Origin of the sequence: Rheinheimera nanhaiensis E407-8 (assembly GCF_000296695.1) — a bacterium.
In the GTDB taxonomy this organism is placed as follows: Bacteria; Pseudomonadota; Gammaproteobacteria; order Enterobacterales; family Alteromonadaceae; genus Alishewanella; species Alishewanella nanhaiensis.
Genome location: NZ_BAFK01000012.1, coordinates 58,857 through 78,640, shown reverse-complemented (window position 1 = coordinate 78,640; position 19,784 = coordinate 58,857). Strand labels below are relative to the sequence as shown.

The window sequence follows — 19,784 nt, the reverse complement described above, 5'->3', positions numbered from 1 at the left end:
AAAAATCTTGCTTTAGCTAGGCGGCCTGCTTTTTAAATAGCTCGCGAAATACCGGGTATATATCACTGACATCTTTAATATGCTGGATAGCAAAGTTGTCAAAGCGCGACAGCAGTTTTTCATACTCCTGCCACAGGCTTTGATGCGATCTTGGCGTAATTTCAATGTAGGCGTAGTAGCGCAGCAGCGGCAACAGTTTAGTGGCCAGAAACTCGGCGCAGGGCGCACTGTCGTCAGTCCAGTTATCACCGTCAGAGGCCTGGGCGGCGTAGATATTCCACTGCGTGGGGTCGTAGCGCTGCTGTACTATGTCGTACATCAGTTTTATCGCACTGGAGACGATAGTACCGCCGGTTTCCTGCGAGTAGAAAAACTCCTGCTCATCCACTTCTTTGGCCTGCGTATGGTGACGGATATACACTACCTCGACATTTTTGTAGCTGCGGCTCAAAAATAAATACAGCAGGATATAAAAGCGTTTTGCCATGTCTTTAGTGGCCTGATCCATCGAGCCGGACACATCCATCAGGCAAAACATCACGGCTTTGCTGGTTGGCTCGGGCCGCTTTTGAAAATTGCGAAAACGCAAATCAAAGCTGTCAATAAAAGGCACGGCGGCAATACGCTGCTTTAACGCGCTGATATCCTCCTGCAGTTGCCGCAGTTGTTGCTGATCCGGTACCGGTTCACGCTCCAGGGCAGCCAATTGCTGCTCCAGTTCGCGCAGCTGCGCTTTTTTATCAGCCGTCATAGCAACACGGCGCGCCAGCGAGCCGCGCAAAGAGCGCACTATGTCAATATTGCTGGGCACGCCTTCTGAGCGATAACCGGCGCGCACGTTTTTGTACTGCACCAGTTTATCCAGCTGATTTTTGCGCAGGTTCGGCAGCTCCAGATCTTCAAACAATAAATCCAGATACTCGTCTTTTGAAATAGAAAACACAAAATCGTCAGTGCCTTCGCCATCATTACTGGCATCGCCCTGGCCACTGCCCCCACCGCCACCTTGCGGCCGCTTAATGCGATCGCCCGGGCTGAACTGATCGTTACCCGGATGTACTATCTGCCGGCGGCCGCCTTTACCCTGATGAAAAAACGGCTCGGTGATGTCTTTGCTGGGAATAGTCACGCTCTCGCCACTGCTGATATCAGTCACACTGCGTTTGCTAATGGCATCAGACACTGCTTTTTTAATTTGCTGCTTGTAGCGGCGAATAAAGCGCTGGCGGTTCACCGCGCTTTTATTCTTCCCGTTTAGCCGCCTGTCGATAAAATGCGCCATACTACCTCCGGCTCACGCCGTTTATTGCGATTTACGCACGCGCAGATACCACTCTGACAGCAACCTGACCTGCTTGCGGGTGTAGCCTTTTTCCATCATCCGATTGACAAAATCATCGTGTTTTTTCTGATCATCGGTTGAGGTTTTGGCATTAAACGAAATTACCGGCAGCAGCTCTTCGGTGCTGGAGAACATTTTTTTCTCAATCACGGTGCGCAGCTTCTCGTAGCTGGTCCAGGTCGGGTTTTTGCCGTTATTCTTCGCTTTGGCCCTTAGCACAAAGTTGACTATCTCATTACGGAAGTCTTTCGGGTTACTGATACCGGCCGGCTTTTCAATTTTCTCCAGCTCGGCATTGAGCGCCGCACGGTCAAACAGCTGGCCGGTTTCCGGATCGCGGTACTCCTGATCCTGGATCCAAAAGTCGGCATAAATTACATAACGGTCGAAGATATTCTGGCCGTACTCTGAGTATGACTCTAAATAGGCAGTTTGAATTTCCTTGCCAATAAACTCGATGTATTTGGGGATCAGGTAGCCTTTTAAGTGCTCCAGATAGCGCTCAGCCACATCACTGGGGAACTGCTCGCGCTCTATTTGTTGCTCTAACACATAAAACAGATGCACCGGGTTGGCCGCGACTTCAGTGCTGTCGAAGTTAAACACGCGGGATAATATTTTAAAGGCAAAGCGGGTAGACAAGCCGGTCATGCCTTCATCCACACCGGCGTAGTCACGGTATTCCTGATACGACTTCGCCTTAGGATCGGTATCTTTTAAACTTTCACCGTCATACACGCGCATTTTGGAGTAAATGCTGGAGTTATCCGGGTTTTTCAGCCTGGACAGCACAGCAAATTGCGCCAGCGATATTAAGGTGCCAGGCGCACAGGGGGCCGTATTCAGTTCGCTGTGTTCCAGCAGCTTCTGGTAAATGCGCATCTCTTCGCTCACCCGCAGGCAGTAAGGCACTTTGACAATGTAAACCCGGTCTAAAAACGCTTCGTTATTTTTGTTGTTGCGAAAGGTTTGCCACTCAGACTCGTTACTGTGCGCCAGAATAATGCCATCAAACGGCAGCGCCGCTAAGCCTTCGGTGCCGTTGTAGTTCCCCTCCTGAGTTGCCGTTAACAAGGGGTGCAGCACCTTAATCGGCGCCTTAAACATCTCGACAAATTCCATTAAGCCCTGGTTAGCGCGGCACAAAGCGCCGGAATAGCTGTAGGCATCGGGGTCGTTCTGGGCAAAATGCTCCAGTTTACGGATATCCACTTTACCCACTAAAGAGGCAATATCCTGGTTGTTCTCATCGCCCGGCTCAGTTTTGGCAATTGCCAGTTGATCCAAAATGGACGGGTATTTTTTCACCACTTTAAACTGGCTGATATCGCCGTTAAATTCATGCAGCCGTTTACTGGCCCAGGGCGACATAATATTACGCAGATAACGTTTGGGGATGCCGTACTCATCCTGCAGAATATTGCCATCTTCGTTCACATCAAACAGGCACAGCGGATGGTCATACACCGGCGAGCCTTTTAAGTAGTAAATCGGCACTTGCTGCATTAAATGCTTCAGCTTTTCTGCCAACGAGGATTTACCGCCACCCACCGGGCCGAGTAAATACAGAATTTGTTTGCGCTCTTCCAGCCCCTGCGCCGAGTGTTTCAGGTACGACACGATTTGCTCAATAGCATCTTCCATGCCGTAAAACTCGGCAAAGGCCGGGTAGCGGGCGATTACCCGGTTAGAAAATAACCGGCTGAGTTTCGGATCTTGCGCCGTGTCAATCAGCTCAGGCTGGCCAATAGCCAGCAGTAAACGCTCCGCCGCACTGGCGTAGCAGCTTTTGTCCTGTTTGCACAGCGCCAAGAATTCATCAATGGTATATTCTTCTTCTTTTGCCGCTTCGTAGCGCGATTTATAGTGCTCGAAAATACTCATATGCACCTCCAGCTTATAAACATCGAAAAAGGGTTGCAGCCAAGCTGTTATGTTTAAGGTTAGACAGTAAAGCGCGTTCCCGCCTGAGTAATTGACAGAAAAATCTACAAATTTCTTTAAGCTATACGCGCAGGAGCAGAAATAGTTTGCTGAAAAAAAGCGGGCAGGGTGTAAAGCAAGACGGACAAAAAACCCGGCCTAAGCCGGGTTTAACAGGGGCAGGCTTAATTAGCCGGCAAAGTTTTTGCTTGCGAAATCCCAGTTAACCAGGGCCCAGAAGGCATCCAGGTAGGCTGGACGGGCATTGCGGTAGTCAATGTAGTAGGCGTGTTCCCACAGATCTACCGTCATCACCGGAGTCAGGCTGGTGTCGGTTAATGGCGTACCGGCATTGCTGGTATTGACGATATCCAGGCTGCCGTCAGCTTTTTTCACTAACCAGGTCCAGCTTGAACCAAAGTTATTTACCGCTTTGTCGTTAAAGGCGGTTTTAAAGGCAGCAAAAGAGCCCCACTTGGCATTGATGGCTGCCGCTAAGGCGCCCGTTGGCTCGCCACCACCATTTGGTGATAAACAGTGCCAGTAGAAGGTATGGTTCCATACCTGGGCTGCATTGTTAAAAATGCCGCCTTCAGAGGTACGCACGATCTCTTCTAAGCTTTTGCCGGCAAACGGTGTACCTTCGATCAGGCCGTTTAACTTCACCACATAGGTATTGTGGTGCTTGCCATAGTGGTATTCCAGCGTTTCGGCAGAGATATGGGGGGCTAACGCATCTTTTGCATAAGGTAAGGCGGGTAATTCAAAGGCCATAGTCGTTCTCCGTTGGCGTTGTTAATCATGTCTGCATGGCGTAGACTACAAAACCTGACTAAAATACTCAAGTTTTACAGTGCGGTTATACGCGTGGTGTAGCGTGCTGGTTTTTACTACCAGCCTTGTTGTGATCAGCAACAGAGGTGGGGGTTTTTTTCGTAAAACTCAAGTGCCAGTAACAAAAGAACCGCGTAAAATAGCCGCCATTATCACGATGCTTGCTCAAAGAGGTAGTAATGGAAACGCTAGATAAAATTAAACAGCAAATTGCTGACAATCCTATTCTGTTATTTATGAAAGGTTCACCGAAATTCCCCAGCTGCGGCTTTTCGGCACAGGCCTCACAGGCACTGATTGCTTGTGGCGAGCAGTTTGCTTATGTCGATATTTTACAAAACCCGGACATTCGCGCTGAATTACCCAAATACGCTAACTGGCCAACGTTTCCGCAGTTATGGGTAGAGGGCGAGTTGATTGGCGGCTGTGACATTATGCTGGAAATGTTTCAGCGTGGTGAGTTACAGCCACTGATCAAAGCAACTGCGGCGAAATACAAAACCGAAGACGCCAGCGAATAAGCCGGCTGGATACTGATCCGCTACAAGGCCGCCTGCGCGGCCTTTTTTATGCCTGTTGTTCAGCAGCGCTTTCAGTGCACTCGGCACTGTCTGAGTCGGCTGCAGCCAAAGCCAGTGGCCAGCCGCCCAATTGTTGCCAGCGGTTGACAATATAACAAAATAGCTCGGCGGTGCGCTCGGTGTCGTACAGCGCACTGTGGGCATCTTTATTATTAAAGGCGATACCGGCAGCCTGACAGGCTTTGGCCAGCACGGTTTGCCCCAGCGCCAGAGCCGACAGGCTGGTGGTATCAAACGAGACAAAGGCATGAAACGGCGAGCGTTTAAAGTTAAGCCGCTCAACCGCGGCATTAAAAAAGCCCTGATCAAAGGCCGCATTGTGCGCCACTATCACACTGCGCTGACAGCCGGCGTCTTTTTGTGCTTTACGCACCGCTTTACAAATTTCGGTAATGGCTTCGCGCTCGCTTACCGCACCGCGCAGCGGGTTAAAGGGGTCGATACCGTTAAACGCCAATGAGCTGGCGTCCAGGTTGGCGCCTGCAAAAGGCTCCACATGAAAATGCAGGGTTTGGGTCGGCACCAGCTGGCCATTTTCATCCATACCCAGCAAGGTGGCGGCAATTTCCAGCAAAGCGTCGGTTTTAGCGTTAAAGCCTGCGGTTTCCACGTCGATAACTACAGGGTAGTAGCCGCGAAAACGTTGAGCCAGAGCGGATTTTACTTCAGTCATACAGTCGCCATTTGTGTTATCAGCGGCTATTATGCCAAAGAATCGGCTCAGCGTCTTGTTGCGGCACAGTGTTTGCTTAACATTTGATGTTATCGATGGCGAAGGACTTACAGTGTGGTGAAAAGCTTAACCTTATCCCTTTTGCTGGCTGCAGGCAGCCTTTGGATTAGCCCCGGTGCTGTTGCTCAGCCACAATTGCGTCAATATTCTGCCGCTATTGAGCAGTCGGTATGGCAACTGAGCAAGAGCACGCCGCTGGAGTGTCAGCTGCAGCATGAAATCCCGCAGTTCGGTGCTGCGGTGTTTCGCAGTGTTGCCAGTAAAGGGCTGAACCTGGATTTTGAACTGCAGATGCTGCGCCTGCCCGATCACTACGCGCTGGCTGAGGTGATATCGATGCCGCCAAGCTGGCGCCCCGGGGTACCGGCCAAGGCCGTGGCCAATATGCAGCTGCTAAAACAGTTTAACGGCGAGTTGCCGAAAAAAGCGGCCTGGACCTTACTGACCGAGCTGGAGCAGGGCTTTAGCCCGACCTTTTATTTCAGTGACTGGTACAGCCCTTACGATAAAGTGGTAGCGTCGATGAACCCGGTGCAGTTTCCGGCGCAATATCAACAGTTTATGCAATGCGTATCACGCCTGCTGCCCTATGGTTTTGATGATATTGCCTTTACCGTATTAAGTTATGAGAGTGGCGGCGATGAGCTGACACGTGAGTCACAGCGGCGCCTGGCGCAGATTGCTGAATATCTTAAATACGATCAGGACATCGATTTCGTTGAAATTCAGGGGTATACCGATAGCTATGGTGGCCGCTGGATCAACGAGCAGTTATCGGTAAAGCGGGCGGAGAAAGTGAAAAGCTTTTTTATCGCCGCCGGCCTGTCGGAAGATAAAGTGCAGGTAGAGGGCTTTGGTGAGCGCCGTCATGTGGCGCCCAATGACACTGCGCTGGAGCGTAAGCTTAACCGGCGGGTGGTGCTGCAGCTGACTAAGCCCTGAGCCGGGCTTAGTTTTGCACCATGATATCAACCTGACGCCAATCGTTCTGGCTGGAGATTAAAATGCGCACCTGGTTATTGTTGACACGAAAATACAGGTGTAAGCGCCCATACAGGGTTTGTTCATTGTCAGGCTGACCTAACTGCTGAACGTAATAATCGCGCAGGGCGCTGTCAGTTTGCTGGCTGAAATAGCTCAGCACCGCGGGCATTTTGCTGTCCAGGCGGGCAAACTCCCGGGCATCAGCTGGGATCGGCACCTGATAAAAATCGTCGGCGGCCGCTATGCCACTGAAGGTTAACGCAACACTGAATAACACTGCTAAGCGCATGATATTTCCTTACTTAAATCCGTTTTAACGCCACTACCTTAACAAATTTTTTTCTGTTTTGCTCACTATTATGGCGTATCTAACGCAATAGGCCGCACCGTCAGGCGCTTTTCAAATAAACGCATGGCCGCCAGAATTTTATCACCGCTAAACGGCTTAACGATAAAGGTTGCCGCGCCCTTGGCAATGCTTTGCTGCACGTTTTGCAGCGTGCTCTGGCCACTTATCATGCTAATGAAGCAATCAGGCCGCTCTTGTTTAAAGCGACTCAGTAGCTCCAGCCCTGAGCTGTCGGGCAGCTCGATATCTAAAAACACTAAGTCGGGTCTTTGCTGATTAAACAACGACACGGCCGCCGACGCCGTACCGGCATTGAAAAAATTAAAGGTGTTGTGCTGCAATAACCGGCTGTGAGTCAGTGCCATGATATTGTTACGCAGTAACTGGCGGCTGTAATCGACATCATCCACCAGCAGAATTTTAGGTTCGCGCATTGGAACCTCCGAACTGTTGCAGCAGCTGGGCAAAATACTGACAGCTTTGCTGTAATTCATCTAGCGGGGTGTCTGATAGCAGCTCATGCTGCAGTTTGTCGGCCAGTTTGGCTAAGTCAGCCTCACCAAAACTGGCAGCGCCGCCTTTTACTTTGTGGCAGATCTGGCGCAGGGTATCGCGCTGAGCCAGTTGCAGCGCGCGGGCAAATTCGCTGCTAAGTTGCTGTAAGTTGGTGTAAAACAGGGCGATCAGCTCGTCATCCAACTGTAGGGCAACTGAGTCTTGTGCCGGTGTTTGCTGCAGCAACTGCGCCAGCTGGCGCATGTCGATGGGTTTTGCCAGGATCTGATCAAAGCCGGTCTCGTGCACCTCATCAGCCGACATCGCTATTATAGGTCTGTCGTAACCTAGCCGGCGCAGGATGCGGGTTGCGGCTATGCCGTCACAGACCGGCATTTGGATATCGGTAAGGATAATATCGTACTGATAACTCAGCGCTTCGCTGACTAAATGCTCGCCATTGGCAACTGCATGCGTTTTCATCCCCAGGCTCTGGCACTGGGTTAGCAACAAGGTGCGCAAAAAGCTGTCATCCTCGGCAATCAGTATCTGTTTTGCAGTCATATGGCTCCCGGGCGTTATATGGGCTTAAAACCGGCTAGCGCTGATTTTTTGCCGTAGCGTTAGCGATAACGGTAGAGGCTCGGCGCAAATTTGGCAAGCAATGAGCTCTGCCAGCAGTGGCGATAGCATAATGCCTCTGGCGCCCAAACCGCCCAGCAGATAAAGTGCAGGCTGCTCTGGCACAGGCCCGGCTACCGGCAGATGATCGGGCAGGGTAGCGCGAAATGCCGCTGCCGCGCTTTTAACCCGGCTTTGGGCAAACCAGGCCGGTTGGTGTAGCTGTGCCTGTACCAGCGCCAGGTTTTCGCTATTGTCAGCCTCGGTCACAACGGCTTCTGTACCTTGCCGGTCAAAGGTTGCGCCAACACTGTGCAGGCCCTGCCACTGAGGCGTGATGTAACCCTTATGGCACAGTACGGTTTTTAATGGCGCCATTGCTGTATTTTCCACGTGGCTGACCTGGCCACGAATTTTATTCAGCGCTAAGCCGGCAGTTTGCGCAAACTGGTTTAATGCACTGCCACAAGCCAGCAGCAAGGTGCTGCACTGATAGGCTTGCTGGTTACTGCTAATATGCCAAAGCCCGTCGTTTTTGCGAATAGCGCTGACTTTACAGTTAAATTGCACACTAAAATGGCTCAGCTTTGTTAGATAGGCCAGCGCCTGACGGCAAAATTGCTGCGGGTTTAGCCAGCCGGCCAGCGGAAAATAAATACCGCCTTGTGCCAACGGCAGGCCGGCCAGCTCAGTGGCGGCATGCGGGTCAACTTGCTGTACTAGCTGCTCTGGCCAAAAGCCATTGGCGATAAGCTTGTGCTGGCGCTGCTGCAACTGGCTGTTGCTGGCAATATGCAGCAAACCGCACCAGTCCATGGCAAAGTCGAGGCCTTGCTGTTGCCAGTGTTGATAAAAACGGCGGGCATATAAAAATGCCTGCACATGCAGCTGGCTGTCGTCGGTAAGATTAGCGTGTAAATTAGGGTAAACCGCGCCCTGGCGGTTTTGCGAGGCCTGACAGGCCACGTCGGCATCTTCACACAACAGGGTTACGGTAATACCACGCTGGGTCAGTGCCAGCGCGCTGCATAGCGATGCAATGCCGCCGCCAATAATGGTTACAGCGCCATCCAGCGGCGCGCTTTGTTCCGGTGCTGTCACAGCCGTGGGTGTATCAGACAGGCAGGCAGTTAACATCTCACGCTTGCGGCCAAAGCCTTTTACTTTAGTTACGCTAAAACCGGCCTGTAACAGGCCGCGCTTAACCAGGCCGGCAGCGGTAAAGGTTGACAACTGGGTGCCGGGGCGGCTTAGCCGGTAAAGCTGGCTAAACAGGCTGTCCTGCCACATATCGGGGTTTTTACTCGGGGCAAAACCATCGAGATAAATAGCATCTGCCGGCGTATCAAGCTGTGGCAGCACTGTGCTGACATCGCCAAACCACAGATCTAACATTACAGTGCCATGGTCGAAACTTAACCGGTGGCAGCCACTGACGGCCAGTGGGTAGGCGTTTAGCAACTGCTGGCACAGCTCGCTCAGTTCGCTATGCACGGTTAATGCACGGGTTAAATCGGCATGGCTTAACGGGAACTTCTCGACACTGCTAAAGTACAAACGCTGACAGCAGGCCTTGGGGTGCTGCGCGCGAAACTGGCGAAAGCGCAGCCAGCTAAGTAAAAAGTTAGCGCCGGTGCCAAAGCCGGTTTCAATAATATGAAAGGCGCTGCGGGGATGCGCCTGCCAGCGCTTTGGTAAACCGTTGTGCTGCAAAAAAACGTAGTCGGTTTCGGCCAGGCCACCGTCGTTAGAAAAATACACATCGTCGAAGTCGGCAGCAACCGGCGTGCCCTGGTCATTAAAGTGTATTTTTGCGTGGCTAAGCTTAGACATACTGCGGCAGTTCCGGCATAAAATTCGGCTTGTAGTTTACCTTAAGCTACCGCAGAATTGAAAACAGAGTACAGCTGTGCGCTGAAAGCTGACCACTTTAACGACTAAAGTCCGTACAATAACACGCAGCATTAAGGTTAATCTTGCCGGCAGCAGCCGGTGTTTTGGAGCAAGCATGAAAAGAGCGGTAATTACAGGCATTGGTATCGTATCCAGTATTGGCAATAACAAAAATGAGGTGCTCTCAGCGTTACAGGCCGGGCGTTCCGGTATTACCCGGGCCGAAGAGTTTGCTGAGCTGGGCTTGCGCTCTCAGGTGTGGGGCAATATCAAGCTGGACCCAAGTGAGCTGATTGATCGCAAGGCCATGCGTTTTATGGGCGACGCCGCGGCTTATGCCTATCTGGCGATGCAGGAAGCGATGCAAGACGCCGGTTTTACCGAAGAGCAAATCTCCAGCCCACGCATTGGTCTGGTTGCCGGCTCTGGTGGCGCTTCCTCTAAGGTGCAGGTTGAAGCCGCCGACACCCTGCGTGAAAAAGGCGTAAAGCGGGTTGGCCCTTATGCGGTGCCCAAAACCATGTCCAGCACCTGTTCCGCCTGTTTAGCGACACCGTTTAAAATTAAAGGTGTTAACTACTCTATCAGTTCGGCCTGCGCTACCAGCGCGCACTGTATCGGTCATGCGGTAGAGCTTATTCAGCTGGGTAAGCAGGACGTCGTATTTGCCGGTGGCGGTGAAGAGGTGCACTGGACCCTGGCGATGGAGTTTGATGCCATGGGCGCGCTGTCGACCAAATACAACGATACACCCGAGTTGGCGTCACGTACCTATGATGCCAACCGTGATGGCTTTGTCATTAGCGGCGGTGGCGGCATGGTGGTGGTAGAAGAGCTGGAGCATGCCTTAGCGCGCGGCGCGACCATCTATGCCGAGATTGTCGGTTATGGTGCCACCTCTGATGGTTTTGACATGGTAGCCCCAAGCGGTGAAGGCGCGGTGCGCTGCATGCAAATGGCGATGCAAAACGTAAAAGGTGATGTGGATTACGTTAACACCCACGGCACCAGCACGCCGGTGGGCGATGTAAAAGAACTGGGCGCTATTCAGCAGGTGTTCGCCGGTAAGTCGCCTGCGATCAGTGCCACTAAAGCCATGACCGGCCACGCGCTGGGCGCAGCGGGTGTGCATGAAGCCATTTACTCACTGCTGATGATGCAGCATAACTTTATTGCCCCATCCATTAACATCAGCGAGCTGGATGAAGCGGCTAAAGGCCTGAATATCATCACTAAAACCACTGCGGCTGAGCTGAATACTGTAATGTCGAACAGCTTTGGCTTTGGTGGCACTAATGCTACGTTAGTGATGCAGAAATACCGCGGTTAATGCAACAGCGATACTGAACAAGCAAAAACGGGCGCTACACAGCGCCCGTTTTTTATGCATCATTTAATGCATCATCGTCATCTAAGTCCCAATCATCTAACAGCTGGCGTAGTCGTTTTTGCTCCAGCAGCTCGTCAATGCGTCGCCGCGCTTCTAATTTTTGCTTGGCTTTACTGTCTTTGGGGGATATTTCTTTGATGATCTCAACGTCGTCAGTAAGGTCATCCAGTTCAAACTCGTTGCTTTCTACCTGTGACATAAGCGCACCTCAGCTATTTTTTTGCCTATTTACCGAGATTTAATGGTTTTAAACAGTGAATTATTTTGTTTAATACGATAAAAAAATTAAATAATCAGTTCGGCATCACTCAGCAGCTGGCGAAAGCCTTGTTTGCGTGGTGATAACTGCTGCTTGCTCTTAACCATGAATTCAATAAAATCAATCACTTTTTCTTGCAGGCGCACGCCATTTAAGCGGTTAATACGGGCGATGCCGCCAGGGCTCATCACATTGACTTCAATCAGCTTGCCGTTAATCACATCGATGCCGGCAAAAAACAAACCGTCACGGGCTAATTTAGGGCCTATATGGGCACAGAGCCGCTTTTCCTGTTCGCTTAGCTGATGCTTCATTACGGTGCCGCCGGCATGCACGTTGGAGCGCACATCATCTATTGGAGGTATACGGCGCATGGCACCGATAGGTTTGCCGTTTAGCATCAAAATACGGATATCCCCCAGCTCGGCGCCCTCAACATATTGCTGCAAAATAACGTAATTGCCGCGGTCGGCATCGCCGATGTAAAAGTCCAATAATGAACGGGCGCTTTGTGCAGCCGATTTCTCCAGCACAATCACACCTTTGCCGCCATAACCATTCAGGGGCTTTAATATCATCTTGTCGCTGGGCGACTCTGCCAGCACCCGGGCTAAATAATCTTTATTCTTCGAGACATGGGTTATCGGAATAAACTCGTTGTCGGGGTCATGCAAGGAGGCGGTATACATTTTGTTGTTGGCAATACGGATACCGTCTAAATCGTTCATGATAAACGTATCTTCGCGCACCGAATCGAGAAAGTTCAGCACTATCGGATCCAGCGGTGGGTTTAAGCGGATAAAAATGGCGTCAAAGGCGGCCAGCGGTAATTTTTGCTGGTTAAAGCTGGCATGACGATAAAAACTGGCAATATTGCTGGAGATTTTCTGACCTTTGACAAACACTTTGCAAAACGCCTGGGCAATACTGTCACGTACTGTCAGGTTGTTGGCATGGGTAATGGCCACGCTGTGGCCACGGCTTACCGCTTCGTGGATCATGCGGATGGTGCTGTCACCATCGGGTTGCACTTTTTCCCACGGATACATTAAAAAGCAAATACGCATAATAATTCCGGCGCAGAGGACTCTGGCTTAGCATACGAGAGCCAGTAAAAAAAGGAAGCGGATGATAGCGGATAGCGAAAAAAACACACGTGAAATTTGCTTATGGCAATGTAAAGCCTGCATCTGTTTCATGCAGTGTGTCGTATCTGTAGGTGAAGATTAATTAAACAGAGGCACCGATGGAACAATCACAACAGCATTTATTGCAACTGCTATATGCTACAGCACAGGGCAATAAGCAGGCATTTGAACAACTCTATCAGGTGACATCTGGTAAGTTGTTTTCGGTCAGTTTGCATCTGCTCCGTCGCACAGACTGGGCAGAGGACGTGTTACAGGATGCCTATGTGCGGATCTGGCATAACGCTGCTGATTATCATGCTGAGAAAGGCAGTGTCATGAGCTGGATGATCAGCATTACCCGCTATCGGGCGCTGGACTTACTCAAATCGCGCCGTGTAAAAGCAGAGCATCTGGATATTTCTGAGCCGGTCAATGATCTGTGTGGTGACGAAATACAGCCGGGGGAGGCCATCGGCTTGGTTCGGGAAAAAGTTAAACTGGATGATTGTATGCAAGGCTTAACCGAAGAGCACCGTCAGTCTATTCAGCTAGCCTATTTTAACGGACTGAGCCATCAGGAAATTACTCAACACACAGGCTCTGCGCTGGGGACGGTAAAAAGCTGGATCCGTCGCGGTCTGACGCAACTTAAAAGGTGCCTGGAAGCATGAAATATCAGGATCAAGATTTGCTTGATGCGCTGGCGGTTGATTTTATTCTCGGTGCGATGAAAGGCTCTGCACGAAAAAGGTTTCAGCGGCTAATGATGGTTAATACTAATGCCAGAAAGACGGTTTGGCGCTGGGAGCAACATTTAAACCCGCTGGCTGAAAGCTTGCCTGCCACCATGCCCGACAAGACATTGTGGTTGCGCATTCAGCAGCGTCTGGGTTGGGTGGCTCCGGTTATGCCAAGTAAACCGGCCAGCACGACCCGATACTGGCTGACACTGGCTACTGCCGCGTCCTTGTTACTCACTGTGGTGATGCTAAGGCCAATGCTGCATCAACCGGCCTCGCAGGATATTGCGGTGATCCAGACCGCTGATGCTAAAGCCTGGTGGCTGGTAAGCAAGGTACAACATCAGTTGCAGGTAAAAGCAACCGCAGCGGTAACCCTGGATGGTCAACACGATTATGAGCTGTGGATGCTGCCAGCCGATGGTCAGGCACCGATTTCACTAGGATTGCTGCCTCAGCAAGGAGAGCGGTTAATGCCATGGCCTGTCGCCGCTGATGGCATCGCTATTGCGGCCCTGGCGGTTAGTCGGGAACCATTAGGTGGTTCAACCACCGGTGCGCCGACCGGGCCGGTGTTATTCACGGCTGAGGTCGTCACCTTGTAATAACACTCAGAATAAAAAAACCGCTGCGGCGGTTTTTTTTATGTTTTTTTCGGCGTTGCTGCATCTGGCTGCATCCAATAGCACAAGTCAGTCGTTACTAGGTTGCAACTTAATCTGAAGGAACATAACAATGAAACTAACAGCAACATTTTTGGCAGTAACAGCGGCAATAACCGCTTTAAGCTTGATCAGTGAGGTAAACGCATCAAGTCATCGTGAAGCGCCGAATATCACCCGCACGCCGACAGTAGATGCGACAGATTTTTATCTGTTTAACAGTTATGAAGCTGGCCGGGAGAATTACGTAACCCTGATTGCCAACTACATCCCATTACAGGATGCGTATGGTGGGCCAAACTATTTTGCCATGGACCCTCAAGCGGTTTACAGCATTCACATTGATAATAATGGTGATGCGATGCCGGACGTAAGTTTTAATTTTCGTTTTAGCAACAGCCTGGTGAATGACGGCGCCGGTGTGCAATTGCCCATAGGGCCACAGGGTAATCAGAAAATGGTGGCGGTACCGCTAAAAAATGTTGGTGGGATCAGTGCCGACAGCTCAGCAGCGCTGAACTTTATTGAAAATTATACGCTGGAGCTGGTAACGGGTAACGCCAGCACGTTGCTTGTGCCCACAGGCGCCAGCCAATTTACCAAGCCTTATGACTATGTCGGTAATAAAACCTTTGGTGATGCGGCTGCTTATCAGGCATATGCCGACCAATACCTGTACGATGTGAGCATACCAGGTTGTGACGCCATGGCTCGAGTCTTTGTTGGTCAGCGTAAAGACCCCTTCGTAGTCAACCTGGGTGAAACCTTTGACTTAGTTAACTATGTGCCAGTTGAGGGTGACAGCGCACCTGGCGCCGGTGATGCCGGCGGCTTTCCTGGCGGTATCACTCAAAGTAACGCAAATGATGATTTGAACGACAAGAATGTCACTACGCTGGCTATAGAGGTGCCAAAAGCCTGTGTTACCGGCAGTGGTAATGGCGTTATTGGTGCCTGGACCACAGCAAGCCTGCCACAAGCGCGCATTTTAAACCCTAATGCCAATTTTGCCCGGCCAGAAGTCAGTGGTGGCGCCTTAGTGCAGGTATCGCGTTTAAGTAACCCCCTGGTAAATGAGCTGGTGATTGGCTTGGCAGATAAAGATAAGTTTAATAGCAGCAAACCGGCAGATGATGGCCAATTTGCTGATTATGTGACGCACCCAAGTTTGCCGGCACTGCTGAATATCCTGTTTAAAGATGCGGTGAATGCCACACTTGGCACCGATATCAGTGACCTGGCACCATCGAACTTTCCACGCACTGACTTAGTCGCCGCATTTTTAACTGGTGTGGCAGGCGTCAACCAATTGGCTACGGTAACACCATCAGAAATGCTGCGGTTAAACCCCGCTATTCCCGCCACGCCTGCTGCTATGCAATCTGCTTTAGGTGTTGCAGGTAATGATTTGGCTGGCTTTCCTAACGGCCGTCGTCCGGGTGATGATGTGGTAGATATTGCACTACGGGTGGTGATGGGCGCTTTGTGTCATGACATTCCGGTAGCGGGTGAACCAACCAATTTAGGCTTTTGCGCACCTGAAGATGCGCCGGTGGGTAATGTTCCCTTTACTGATGGTGCACCACTGAACGCCAGCATGCTGGATACAAGCTTTCCGTATCTGCTGACGCCGCTGGCTGGCTCGCCAAATTAAGGAGTGCATGATGATTAAGCTAAATCTTATGTTCCCGCTGGCTCTGGCAGCGTTGGTTGCAGGATGTAATGATTCTGACCAGCCAAATGTTGCACCGCTATTAGGTGCTAACAGCTTTGTCACGGAAACTGACGTTGTCATCATGGACCGGCTAATTGCTACCGACAAAAACGGCGACAGCTTAGTGTTTAGCCTCAACGGCTCTGCGCAAAACGGCAGTGTGACGCTGGCTGCTGATGGTAGTTTTTCTTACACACCGGCACCGGAGTTTACCGGCAGCGATAGTTTTACCGTGCAGGTATCCGACGGTGAATTAAGCACCACAGGTCAGGTAAGTATTACGGTGAATGTCGCTGTGGTGTCTTTTCTTGATTACAGCCGCACGGCGTTTAGTCAGAACGAGGGGGCAACACCGCTTGCGATAAATGGCCGTGACTTTACACAAGATGCTATGAGTGAAGCGGATTACGCTGATTTACTCACGGGTCAGTAAAGGTAGCTACAGCAGAGCCTGCAAAGGCTCTGCTGGTTATCCCAGGAGGTGTTATGCGTAATGTTTTACTGCTTATCTGCGTATTTTGGCTGGCGCAGCCAGGTGCTACCGAGTATCGCCCCGACGGTAACGAGCGATGGGTGTTGCACACCGGGCTGCCGCTGACGGATGACATGATCCTGCTGCACCAAGAGATGGACAAAGGCGGCAACGATGCCGCCAGGCTGCAACTGGCTAGGGCGTATTTACACGGTGCACGCCGCCCGGGCTTTGATGACTGGTTTCACCAGGCTGAGCAACTGCTGCAAGGTGTCAGTGCGAACGGGCGCACTACAACCGACTACTTTTTGCTGGTAGCGGACATTCAGCAGCAGCAGCATCAGTTTGTTGCTGCACTGGAAAGCCTGGCCAAGGTATTTCAACTGCATAGTACCCATGTTCAGGCCAGTTTAATGGCTGCCAGAGTGTATCTGGCTTTAGATCAGTTAGATAACGCACAACGTGCTTGCGGCCGGTTGTGGCAACAGGATTTATTTTTATTTTCGGTGTGCCAATACGAGGTGGCTGGCCGGCGGGGGCAGTGGCAACAAAGCTACAGTGCCTTACAGCAATTGTGGCAACGACAACCCAATTTACCTGTCGCGCTCGATATCTGGCTTAGGGGCATTCTGGCAGAACAAGCTGAACAGTTAGGGCTTAACGTCATCGCGATACAGTGGTTGGAACCAGTGTTAGCGCAAGCGCCAACCAGTATCTGGTTGAAATGGGCAGACTTAAGTCTGTCGTTGGGGCAGGGGCGAGCAGTTTATCAACTTTTGTCTGAGCTACCACTGTCGCAGCTGGCAGACAGTTTACTTGTGCGTCTGGCGCGCGCAGAAATACAACTGGGCAAGCCAGGCAGTTATACCGAGACGCTGCATGATCGTATGCAGGTGCGCCTGGCGCGCGGTGACTCTGAGCACGCTGCCGACGTTGCCCATTACTTTTTTTACATCGTTGATGATGCAAAAGCCGCGTTACAGTGGGCTGAGCGCAATTACCACACGGCGAAAGAGCCTGATGACAAACACTTGTTAACTCTGAGTCTACGGGCACTAGAGGCTAATTCGGAGGTATTGGAATGAAGCACAGGTTATTTTTTGTGTTGTTAGTTTTATGGGCGGCAGGTTTACCCGCTCATGCCCATAAGTTCAGCACAGCGTATATGGACGTCATGCAACAGCAAGACCAGCCGCTATTGGTTTGGCGAGTATCGTTACATGACCTGACTCAGGCCGGAGCGCTGGGTTCCTCACATAATGCTGAGCTTAGCTGGCAGCAAGTGCTTAACAGCGAAACCTTACTGCGCAGCTATATAAACAATCGTATCCACTTTACCAGTGCAGCCGGCGCTTGTCGGATTACAACCAATACTTCTGATTGGCGGGTAAAGCAACAACAGCAGCTGTTTTTGGTGCTGCCGCTTCAGGTGTATTGTGGCAGCCTTTCAGGCTGGCAGCTGAGTTATCAAGCCTTATTTGATAACCAGCATAACCATAAATTGTTGTTAAATTGGAAGATTAAACCAGCAGCGGCCAACCTGGTGTTATCGCCGGACAAACATTTTTACCCTGACGTTATCTAACCCTGAGGCCAAGCGATGGGATGTTATTTTGCTGTTGTAGCCGGTGTGGCGGGTGTTTTAGCGTGTTATGCGGTTAAATCTGATCCCTTATCAGCACATTTGCTTGAACATATTAGTGTTAAAGGACGACAAACAAACTTATTGGGGCAGGCAAGCTCTGCTTCTGAGGGGGTAATTGGCGATGCTGAAATTGCTGATCGTCCACTATTAAGAGCCGGTGAAATTCTTGAATTTATTCCAGGTATGGTGGTTACCCAGCATAGTGGCAGTGGCAAGGCTAACCAATATTTTTTACGTGGTTTTAATTTGGATCACGGTACTGATTTTGCCAGCTATGTCGATGGTATGCCGGTTAACATGCGCAGCCACGGTCATGGCCAGGGCTATACGGATTTAAGCTTTATTATCCCCGAGCTGGTTTCTCAGATTGATTATCAAAAAGGCGCTTATCATGCCAACAGTGGTGATTTCTCTGCAGTTGGCAGTGCCCGGTTTGGTCTGCAAAACTCCACGATGAATGAAGCCAAACTTACCCTGGGACATGATAACTATCAGCGTCTGCTTGCAAAGGGTAGCCGCCGTCAAGGCAACGGCGATATGTTAGTGGCTACCGAGCTACAGCGCTATGATGGCCCCTGGCGCGATATTAACGAGGATATCGACAAAATCAATGTGTTAGCGCGTTACAGTGAATTGTATGGTGACGGCCAACTTGGCCTGACCTTGATGGCCTATGACAACAGCTGGCAAGCTGCAGATCAGGTGCCGCAGCGCGCTGTGCTTCAGGGGCTTATTGATGCGCTGGGTTCACTTGATACTACGGTGGGCGGTGAAAGTAGCCGTTACAGTCTGTCAGGTAGCTGGTATAGCGATGCCTGGCGAGGACATTTGTATGCGATTAAAAGCAAACTGGATTTGTGGTCAAATTTTACCTACTTTCTGAACAATCCGTTAAATGGCGATCAATTTGAGCAGGTTGATGACCGCAGTATCTATGGTGCTGAGCTAAGTCGTCACTGGCACCAGCAGTTGGCTGGAGTTGCGCTTGAACACGTGGTTGGTGTGCAGTGGCGTTACGACAATATTGCCGAAGTGGGCTTGTATAATACGCAGGCCAGGCGGCGTTTAAGTACGGTAAGGCAAGACAGCATCGACCAAAGATCGGCTGCATTATTCAGCCAAAGTGGCATTCAGCTGACTGATGCTTGGTATGCGCATATCGGGTTACGTTATGATTATTTTATCGCTAAGGTAACTAGTGATACTGCAAGTAACAGTGGTGCGGAGAGCGACGGCATCATGTCCGTCAAAGCGGGCATAAGTTACCAATTTGCGCCAGACTGGCAGGCTTATTTTAATGCCGGGCAAGGCTTTCACTCCAATGATGCGCGTGGTACAACCACGCAAACAGACCCACAAACCGGCGAGATGGTGTCAGCGGTCAATTTACTGGTGGCCAGTCAGGGGGCAGAGCTGGGTTTACGCTATTTCGATTACAGTGCGCTTAATGTGTCGTTAGCGCTCTGGTATTTAGCATTGGACTCCGAGCTGCTGTACGTCGGCGATGCAGGTACAAACGAACCTAGCAGAGCGTCACAGCGTTTTGGCATTGAGTTAGCGGCCTATTATTGGTTGAACAGTAACTGGAGTATCGATACCGAGCTTGCATTAACTCGTTCGCGTTTTACTGAATCAGCGGTAGATGAGGGCAACTATGTAGATGGTGCCTTGCCTTTGGTGCTAAGCATGGGGCTAATTTACAACGCCGATAGCCCCTGGCAACTCAGTGTGCGTCTGCGACATTTGGGTAAACGCACGTTAGATAGTTTTAACCAGCAACGTTCTGCTGCAAGTACCACGGTCAACGCCGGTTATCGCTATCAGTGGGCGCGGTGGCAGCTGGCGCTCGAAATCCTTAACCTGCTTGATAGTGACGACAGTGACATTGATTATTTTTATGCGTCGCGTTTAGCCGGCGAGCCTGCCGAAGGTATTGAAGACCGCCACTCACACCCGCTAGAACCGCGTACACTAAGATTTACGATGGCTTATCGCTTTTAATCTCAGTGCTGGCGTA

20 protein-coding genes are annotated in these 19,784 nt (G+C 50.9%); 10 read left to right on the top strand and 10 right to left on the bottom strand.

Features of this window, described 5'->3' with window-relative positions; translation table 11 throughout:
• Positions 1 to 16: 16 nt before the first annotated feature.
• The 3 genes from RNAN_RS11320 to sodB all read right to left on the bottom strand — a co-directional run bounded on the left by RNAN_RS11320 (position 17) and on the right by sodB (position 4,039).
• Positions 17 to 1,282, bottom strand: coding sequence for a YeaH/YhbH family protein (locus RNAN_RS11320; RefSeq protein ID WP_008221858.1), 1,266 nt, complete (start codon positions 1,280 to 1,282; stop codon positions 17 to 19).
• A 21-nt stretch (positions 1,283 to 1,303) separates the two neighbouring features.
• Positions 1,304 to 3,226, bottom strand: a complete 1,923-nt coding sequence (locus RNAN_RS11315) for a PrkA family serine protein kinase (RefSeq protein WP_008221857.1) — start codon at positions 3,224 to 3,226, stop codon at positions 1,304 to 1,306.
• A 228-nt stretch (positions 3,227 to 3,454) separates the two neighbouring features.
• Entirely contained in the window at positions 3,455 to 4,039 is a 585-nt protein-coding gene (gene sodB, locus RNAN_RS11310; protein ID WP_008221855.1) for a superoxide dismutase [Fe], read from the bottom strand.
• A 239-nt stretch (positions 4,040 to 4,278) separates the two neighbouring features.
• On the opposite strand from sodB, the gene RNAN_RS11305 reads away from it, so the two are divergent.
• A complete protein-coding gene (locus RNAN_RS11305) occupies positions 4,279 to 4,620 on the top strand; it encodes a Grx4 family monothiol glutaredoxin (RefSeq protein WP_008221854.1) in 342 nt (113 codons plus the stop codon).
• Positions 4,621 to 4,666: 46 nt separating this feature from the next.
• On the opposite strand, the gene rnt is transcribed toward RNAN_RS11305, so the two are convergent.
• Entirely contained in the window at positions 4,667 to 5,353 is a 687-nt protein-coding gene (gene rnt / locus RNAN_RS11300) for a ribonuclease T (protein WP_008221853.1), read from the bottom strand.
• A gap of 114 nt (positions 5,354 to 5,467) precedes the next feature.
• Between rnt and RNAN_RS11295 the strand changes: the two genes are divergently transcribed.
• Positions 5,468 to 6,355 carry a flagellar protein MotY gene (locus tag RNAN_RS11295; RefSeq protein ID WP_008221852.1) on the top strand — a complete coding sequence of 296 codons (888 nt, stop codon included), beginning with the start codon at positions 5,468 to 5,470 and terminating at the stop codon, positions 6,353 to 6,355.
• Positions 6,356 to 6,362: 7 nt separating this feature from the next.
• Here RNAN_RS11295 and RNAN_RS11290 read toward each other — a convergent pair whose 3' ends face one another.
• The 4 genes from RNAN_RS11290 to mnmC all read right to left on the bottom strand — a co-directional run bounded on the left by RNAN_RS11290 (position 6,363) and on the right by mnmC (position 9,695).
• The gene (locus RNAN_RS11290; protein ID WP_008221851.1) at positions 6,363 to 6,686 is read right to left on the bottom strand and encodes a hypothetical protein; all 324 of its coding nucleotides are present in this window, start codon (positions 6,684 to 6,686) and stop codon (positions 6,363 to 6,365) included.
• A 68-nt stretch (positions 6,687 to 6,754) separates the two neighbouring features.
• Positions 6,755 to 7,180 carry a response regulator gene (locus tag RNAN_RS11285; protein WP_008221850.1) on the bottom strand — a complete coding sequence of 142 codons (426 nt, stop codon included), beginning with the start codon at positions 7,178 to 7,180 and terminating at the stop codon, positions 6,755 to 6,757.
• Positions 7,167 to 7,805 carry a response regulator gene (locus RNAN_RS11280; RefSeq protein WP_008221849.1) on the bottom strand — a complete coding sequence of 213 codons (639 nt, stop codon included), beginning with the start codon at positions 7,803 to 7,805 and terminating at the stop codon, positions 7,167 to 7,169. The genes RNAN_RS11285 and RNAN_RS11280 overlap by 14 nt, the downstream gene beginning before the upstream one ends.
• A 24-nt stretch (positions 7,806 to 7,829) precedes the next feature.
• Complete coding sequence (gene mnmC / locus RNAN_RS11275) at positions 7,830 to 9,695, bottom strand: bifunctional tRNA (5-methylaminomethyl-2-thiouridine)(34)-methyltransferase MnmC2/FAD-dependent 5-carboxymethylaminomethyl-2-thiouridine(34) oxidoreductase MnmC1 (RefSeq protein WP_008221848.1); 1,866 nt, start codon at positions 9,693 to 9,695, stop codon at positions 7,830 to 7,832.
• A 175-nt stretch (positions 9,696 to 9,870) separates the two neighbouring features.
• Here mnmC and fabB point away from each other — a divergent pair, with 175 nt between their 5' ends.
• The gene (gene fabB, locus RNAN_RS11270; RefSeq protein WP_008221846.1) at positions 9,871 to 11,085 is read left to right on the top strand and encodes a beta-ketoacyl-ACP synthase I; all 1,215 of its coding nucleotides are present in this window, start codon (positions 9,871 to 9,873) and stop codon (positions 11,083 to 11,085) included.
• Between the two features lie 52 nt (positions 11,086 to 11,137).
• Here the strand turns inward: fabB and RNAN_RS11265 are convergent, their stop codons facing one another.
• Together RNAN_RS11265 and RNAN_RS11260 are read right to left on the bottom strand one after the other, a co-directional pair.
• On the bottom strand, positions 11,138 to 11,344 hold the full coding sequence (locus RNAN_RS11265) for a PA3496 family putative envelope integrity protein (RefSeq protein WP_008221845.1): 207 nt from the start codon (positions 11,342 to 11,344) through the stop codon (positions 11,138 to 11,140).
• 86 nt (positions 11,345 to 11,430) lie between these two features.
• Entirely contained in the window at positions 11,431 to 12,471 is a 1,041-nt protein-coding gene (locus RNAN_RS11260; protein WP_008221843.1) for a glutathione synthetase, read from the bottom strand.
• 179 nt (positions 12,472 to 12,650) lie between these two features.
• Here RNAN_RS11260 and RNAN_RS11255 point away from each other — a divergent pair, with 179 nt between their 5' ends.
• The 7 genes from RNAN_RS11255 to RNAN_RS11225 all read left to right on the top strand — a co-directional run bounded on the left by RNAN_RS11255 (position 12,651) and on the right by RNAN_RS11225 (position 19,768).
• Positions 12,651 to 13,205, top strand: a complete 555-nt coding sequence (locus RNAN_RS11255) for a sigma-70 family RNA polymerase sigma factor (protein ID WP_008221841.1) — start codon at positions 12,651 to 12,653, stop codon at positions 13,203 to 13,205.
• Complete coding sequence (locus tag RNAN_RS11250; RefSeq protein WP_008221840.1) at positions 13,202 to 13,879, top strand: anti-sigma factor; 678 nt, start codon at positions 13,202 to 13,204, stop codon at positions 13,877 to 13,879. The genes RNAN_RS11255 and RNAN_RS11250 overlap by 4 nt, the downstream gene beginning before the upstream one ends.
• Positions 13,880 to 14,009: 130 nt before the next feature.
• Positions 14,010 to 15,590, top strand: coding sequence for a DUF4331 domain-containing protein (locus RNAN_RS11245; RefSeq protein WP_008221837.1), 1,581 nt, complete (start codon positions 14,010 to 14,012; stop codon positions 15,588 to 15,590).
• A gap of 10 nt (positions 15,591 to 15,600) precedes the next feature.
• Entirely contained in the window at positions 15,601 to 16,083 is a 483-nt protein-coding gene (locus RNAN_RS11240) for an Ig-like domain-containing protein (protein ID WP_008221836.1), read from the top strand.
• 53 nt (positions 16,084 to 16,136) lie between these two features.
• Positions 16,137 to 17,207, top strand: a complete 1,071-nt coding sequence (locus RNAN_RS11235) for a tetratricopeptide repeat protein (RefSeq protein ID WP_008221834.1) — start codon at positions 16,137 to 16,139, stop codon at positions 17,205 to 17,207.
• 17 nt (positions 17,208 to 17,224) lie between these two features.
• Entirely contained in the window at positions 17,225 to 17,707 is a 483-nt protein-coding gene (locus tag RNAN_RS11230) for a hypothetical protein (protein WP_148275716.1), read from the top strand.
• A gap of 141 nt (positions 17,708 to 17,848) precedes the next feature.
• On the top strand, positions 17,849 to 19,768 hold the full coding sequence (locus RNAN_RS11225; RefSeq protein WP_202802295.1) for a TonB-dependent receptor: 1,920 nt from the start codon (positions 17,849 to 17,851) through the stop codon (positions 19,766 to 19,768).
• Positions 19,769 to 19,784 lie beyond the last annotated feature (16 nt).

Bases quoted from the DNA above. Each gene is read 5' to 3' on its own strand.
- RNAN_RS11320 (WP_008221858.1), bottom strand. From the start codon at position 1,282: ATGGCGCATTTTATCGACAGGCGGCTAAACGGGAAGAATAAAAGCGCG.
- RNAN_RS11315 (WP_008221857.1), bottom strand. From the start codon at position 3,226: ATGAGTATTTTCGAGCACTATAAATCGCGCTACGAAGCGGCAAAAGAA.
- sodB (WP_008221855.1), bottom strand. From the start codon at position 4,039: ATGGCCTTTGAATTACCCGCCTTACCTTATGCAAAAGATGCGTTAGCC.
- RNAN_RS11305 (WP_008221854.1), top strand. From the start codon at position 4,279: ATGGAAACGCTAGATAAAATTAAACAGCAAATTGCTGACAATCCTATT.
- rnt (WP_008221853.1), bottom strand. From the start codon at position 5,353: ATGACTGAAGTAAAATCCGCTCTGGCTCAACGTTTTCGCGGCTACTAC.
- RNAN_RS11290 (WP_008221851.1), bottom strand. From the start codon at position 6,686: ATGCGCTTAGCAGTGTTATTCAGTGTTGCGTTAACCTTCAGTGGCATA.
- RNAN_RS11285 (WP_008221850.1), bottom strand. From the start codon at position 7,180: ATGCGCGAACCTAAAATTCTGCTGGTGGATGATGTCGATTACAGCCGC.
- RNAN_RS11280 (WP_008221849.1), bottom strand. From the start codon at position 7,805: ATGACTGCAAAACAGATACTGATTGCCGAGGATGACAGCTTTTTGCGC.
- mnmC (WP_008221848.1), bottom strand. From the start codon at position 9,695: ATGTCTAAGCTTAGCCACGCAAAAATACACTTTAATGACCAGGGCACG.
- fabB (WP_008221846.1), top strand. From the start codon at position 9,871: ATGAAAAGAGCGGTAATTACAGGCATTGGTATCGTATCCAGTATTGGC.
- RNAN_RS11265 (WP_008221845.1), bottom strand. From the start codon at position 11,344: ATGTCACAGGTAGAAAGCAACGAGTTTGAACTGGATGACCTTACTGAC.
- RNAN_RS11260 (WP_008221843.1), bottom strand. From the start codon at position 12,471: ATGCGTATTTGCTTTTTAATGTATCCGTGGGAAAAAGTGCAACCCGAT.
- RNAN_RS11255 (WP_008221841.1), top strand. From the start codon at position 12,651: ATGGAACAATCACAACAGCATTTATTGCAACTGCTATATGCTACAGCA.
- RNAN_RS11250 (WP_008221840.1), top strand. From the start codon at position 13,202: ATGAAATATCAGGATCAAGATTTGCTTGATGCGCTGGCGGTTGATTTT.
- RNAN_RS11245 (WP_008221837.1), top strand. From the start codon at position 14,010: ATGAAACTAACAGCAACATTTTTGGCAGTAACAGCGGCAATAACCGCT.
- RNAN_RS11240 (WP_008221836.1), top strand. From the start codon at position 15,601: ATGATTAAGCTAAATCTTATGTTCCCGCTGGCTCTGGCAGCGTTGGTT.
- RNAN_RS11235 (WP_008221834.1), top strand. From the start codon at position 16,137: ATGCGTAATGTTTTACTGCTTATCTGCGTATTTTGGCTGGCGCAGCCA.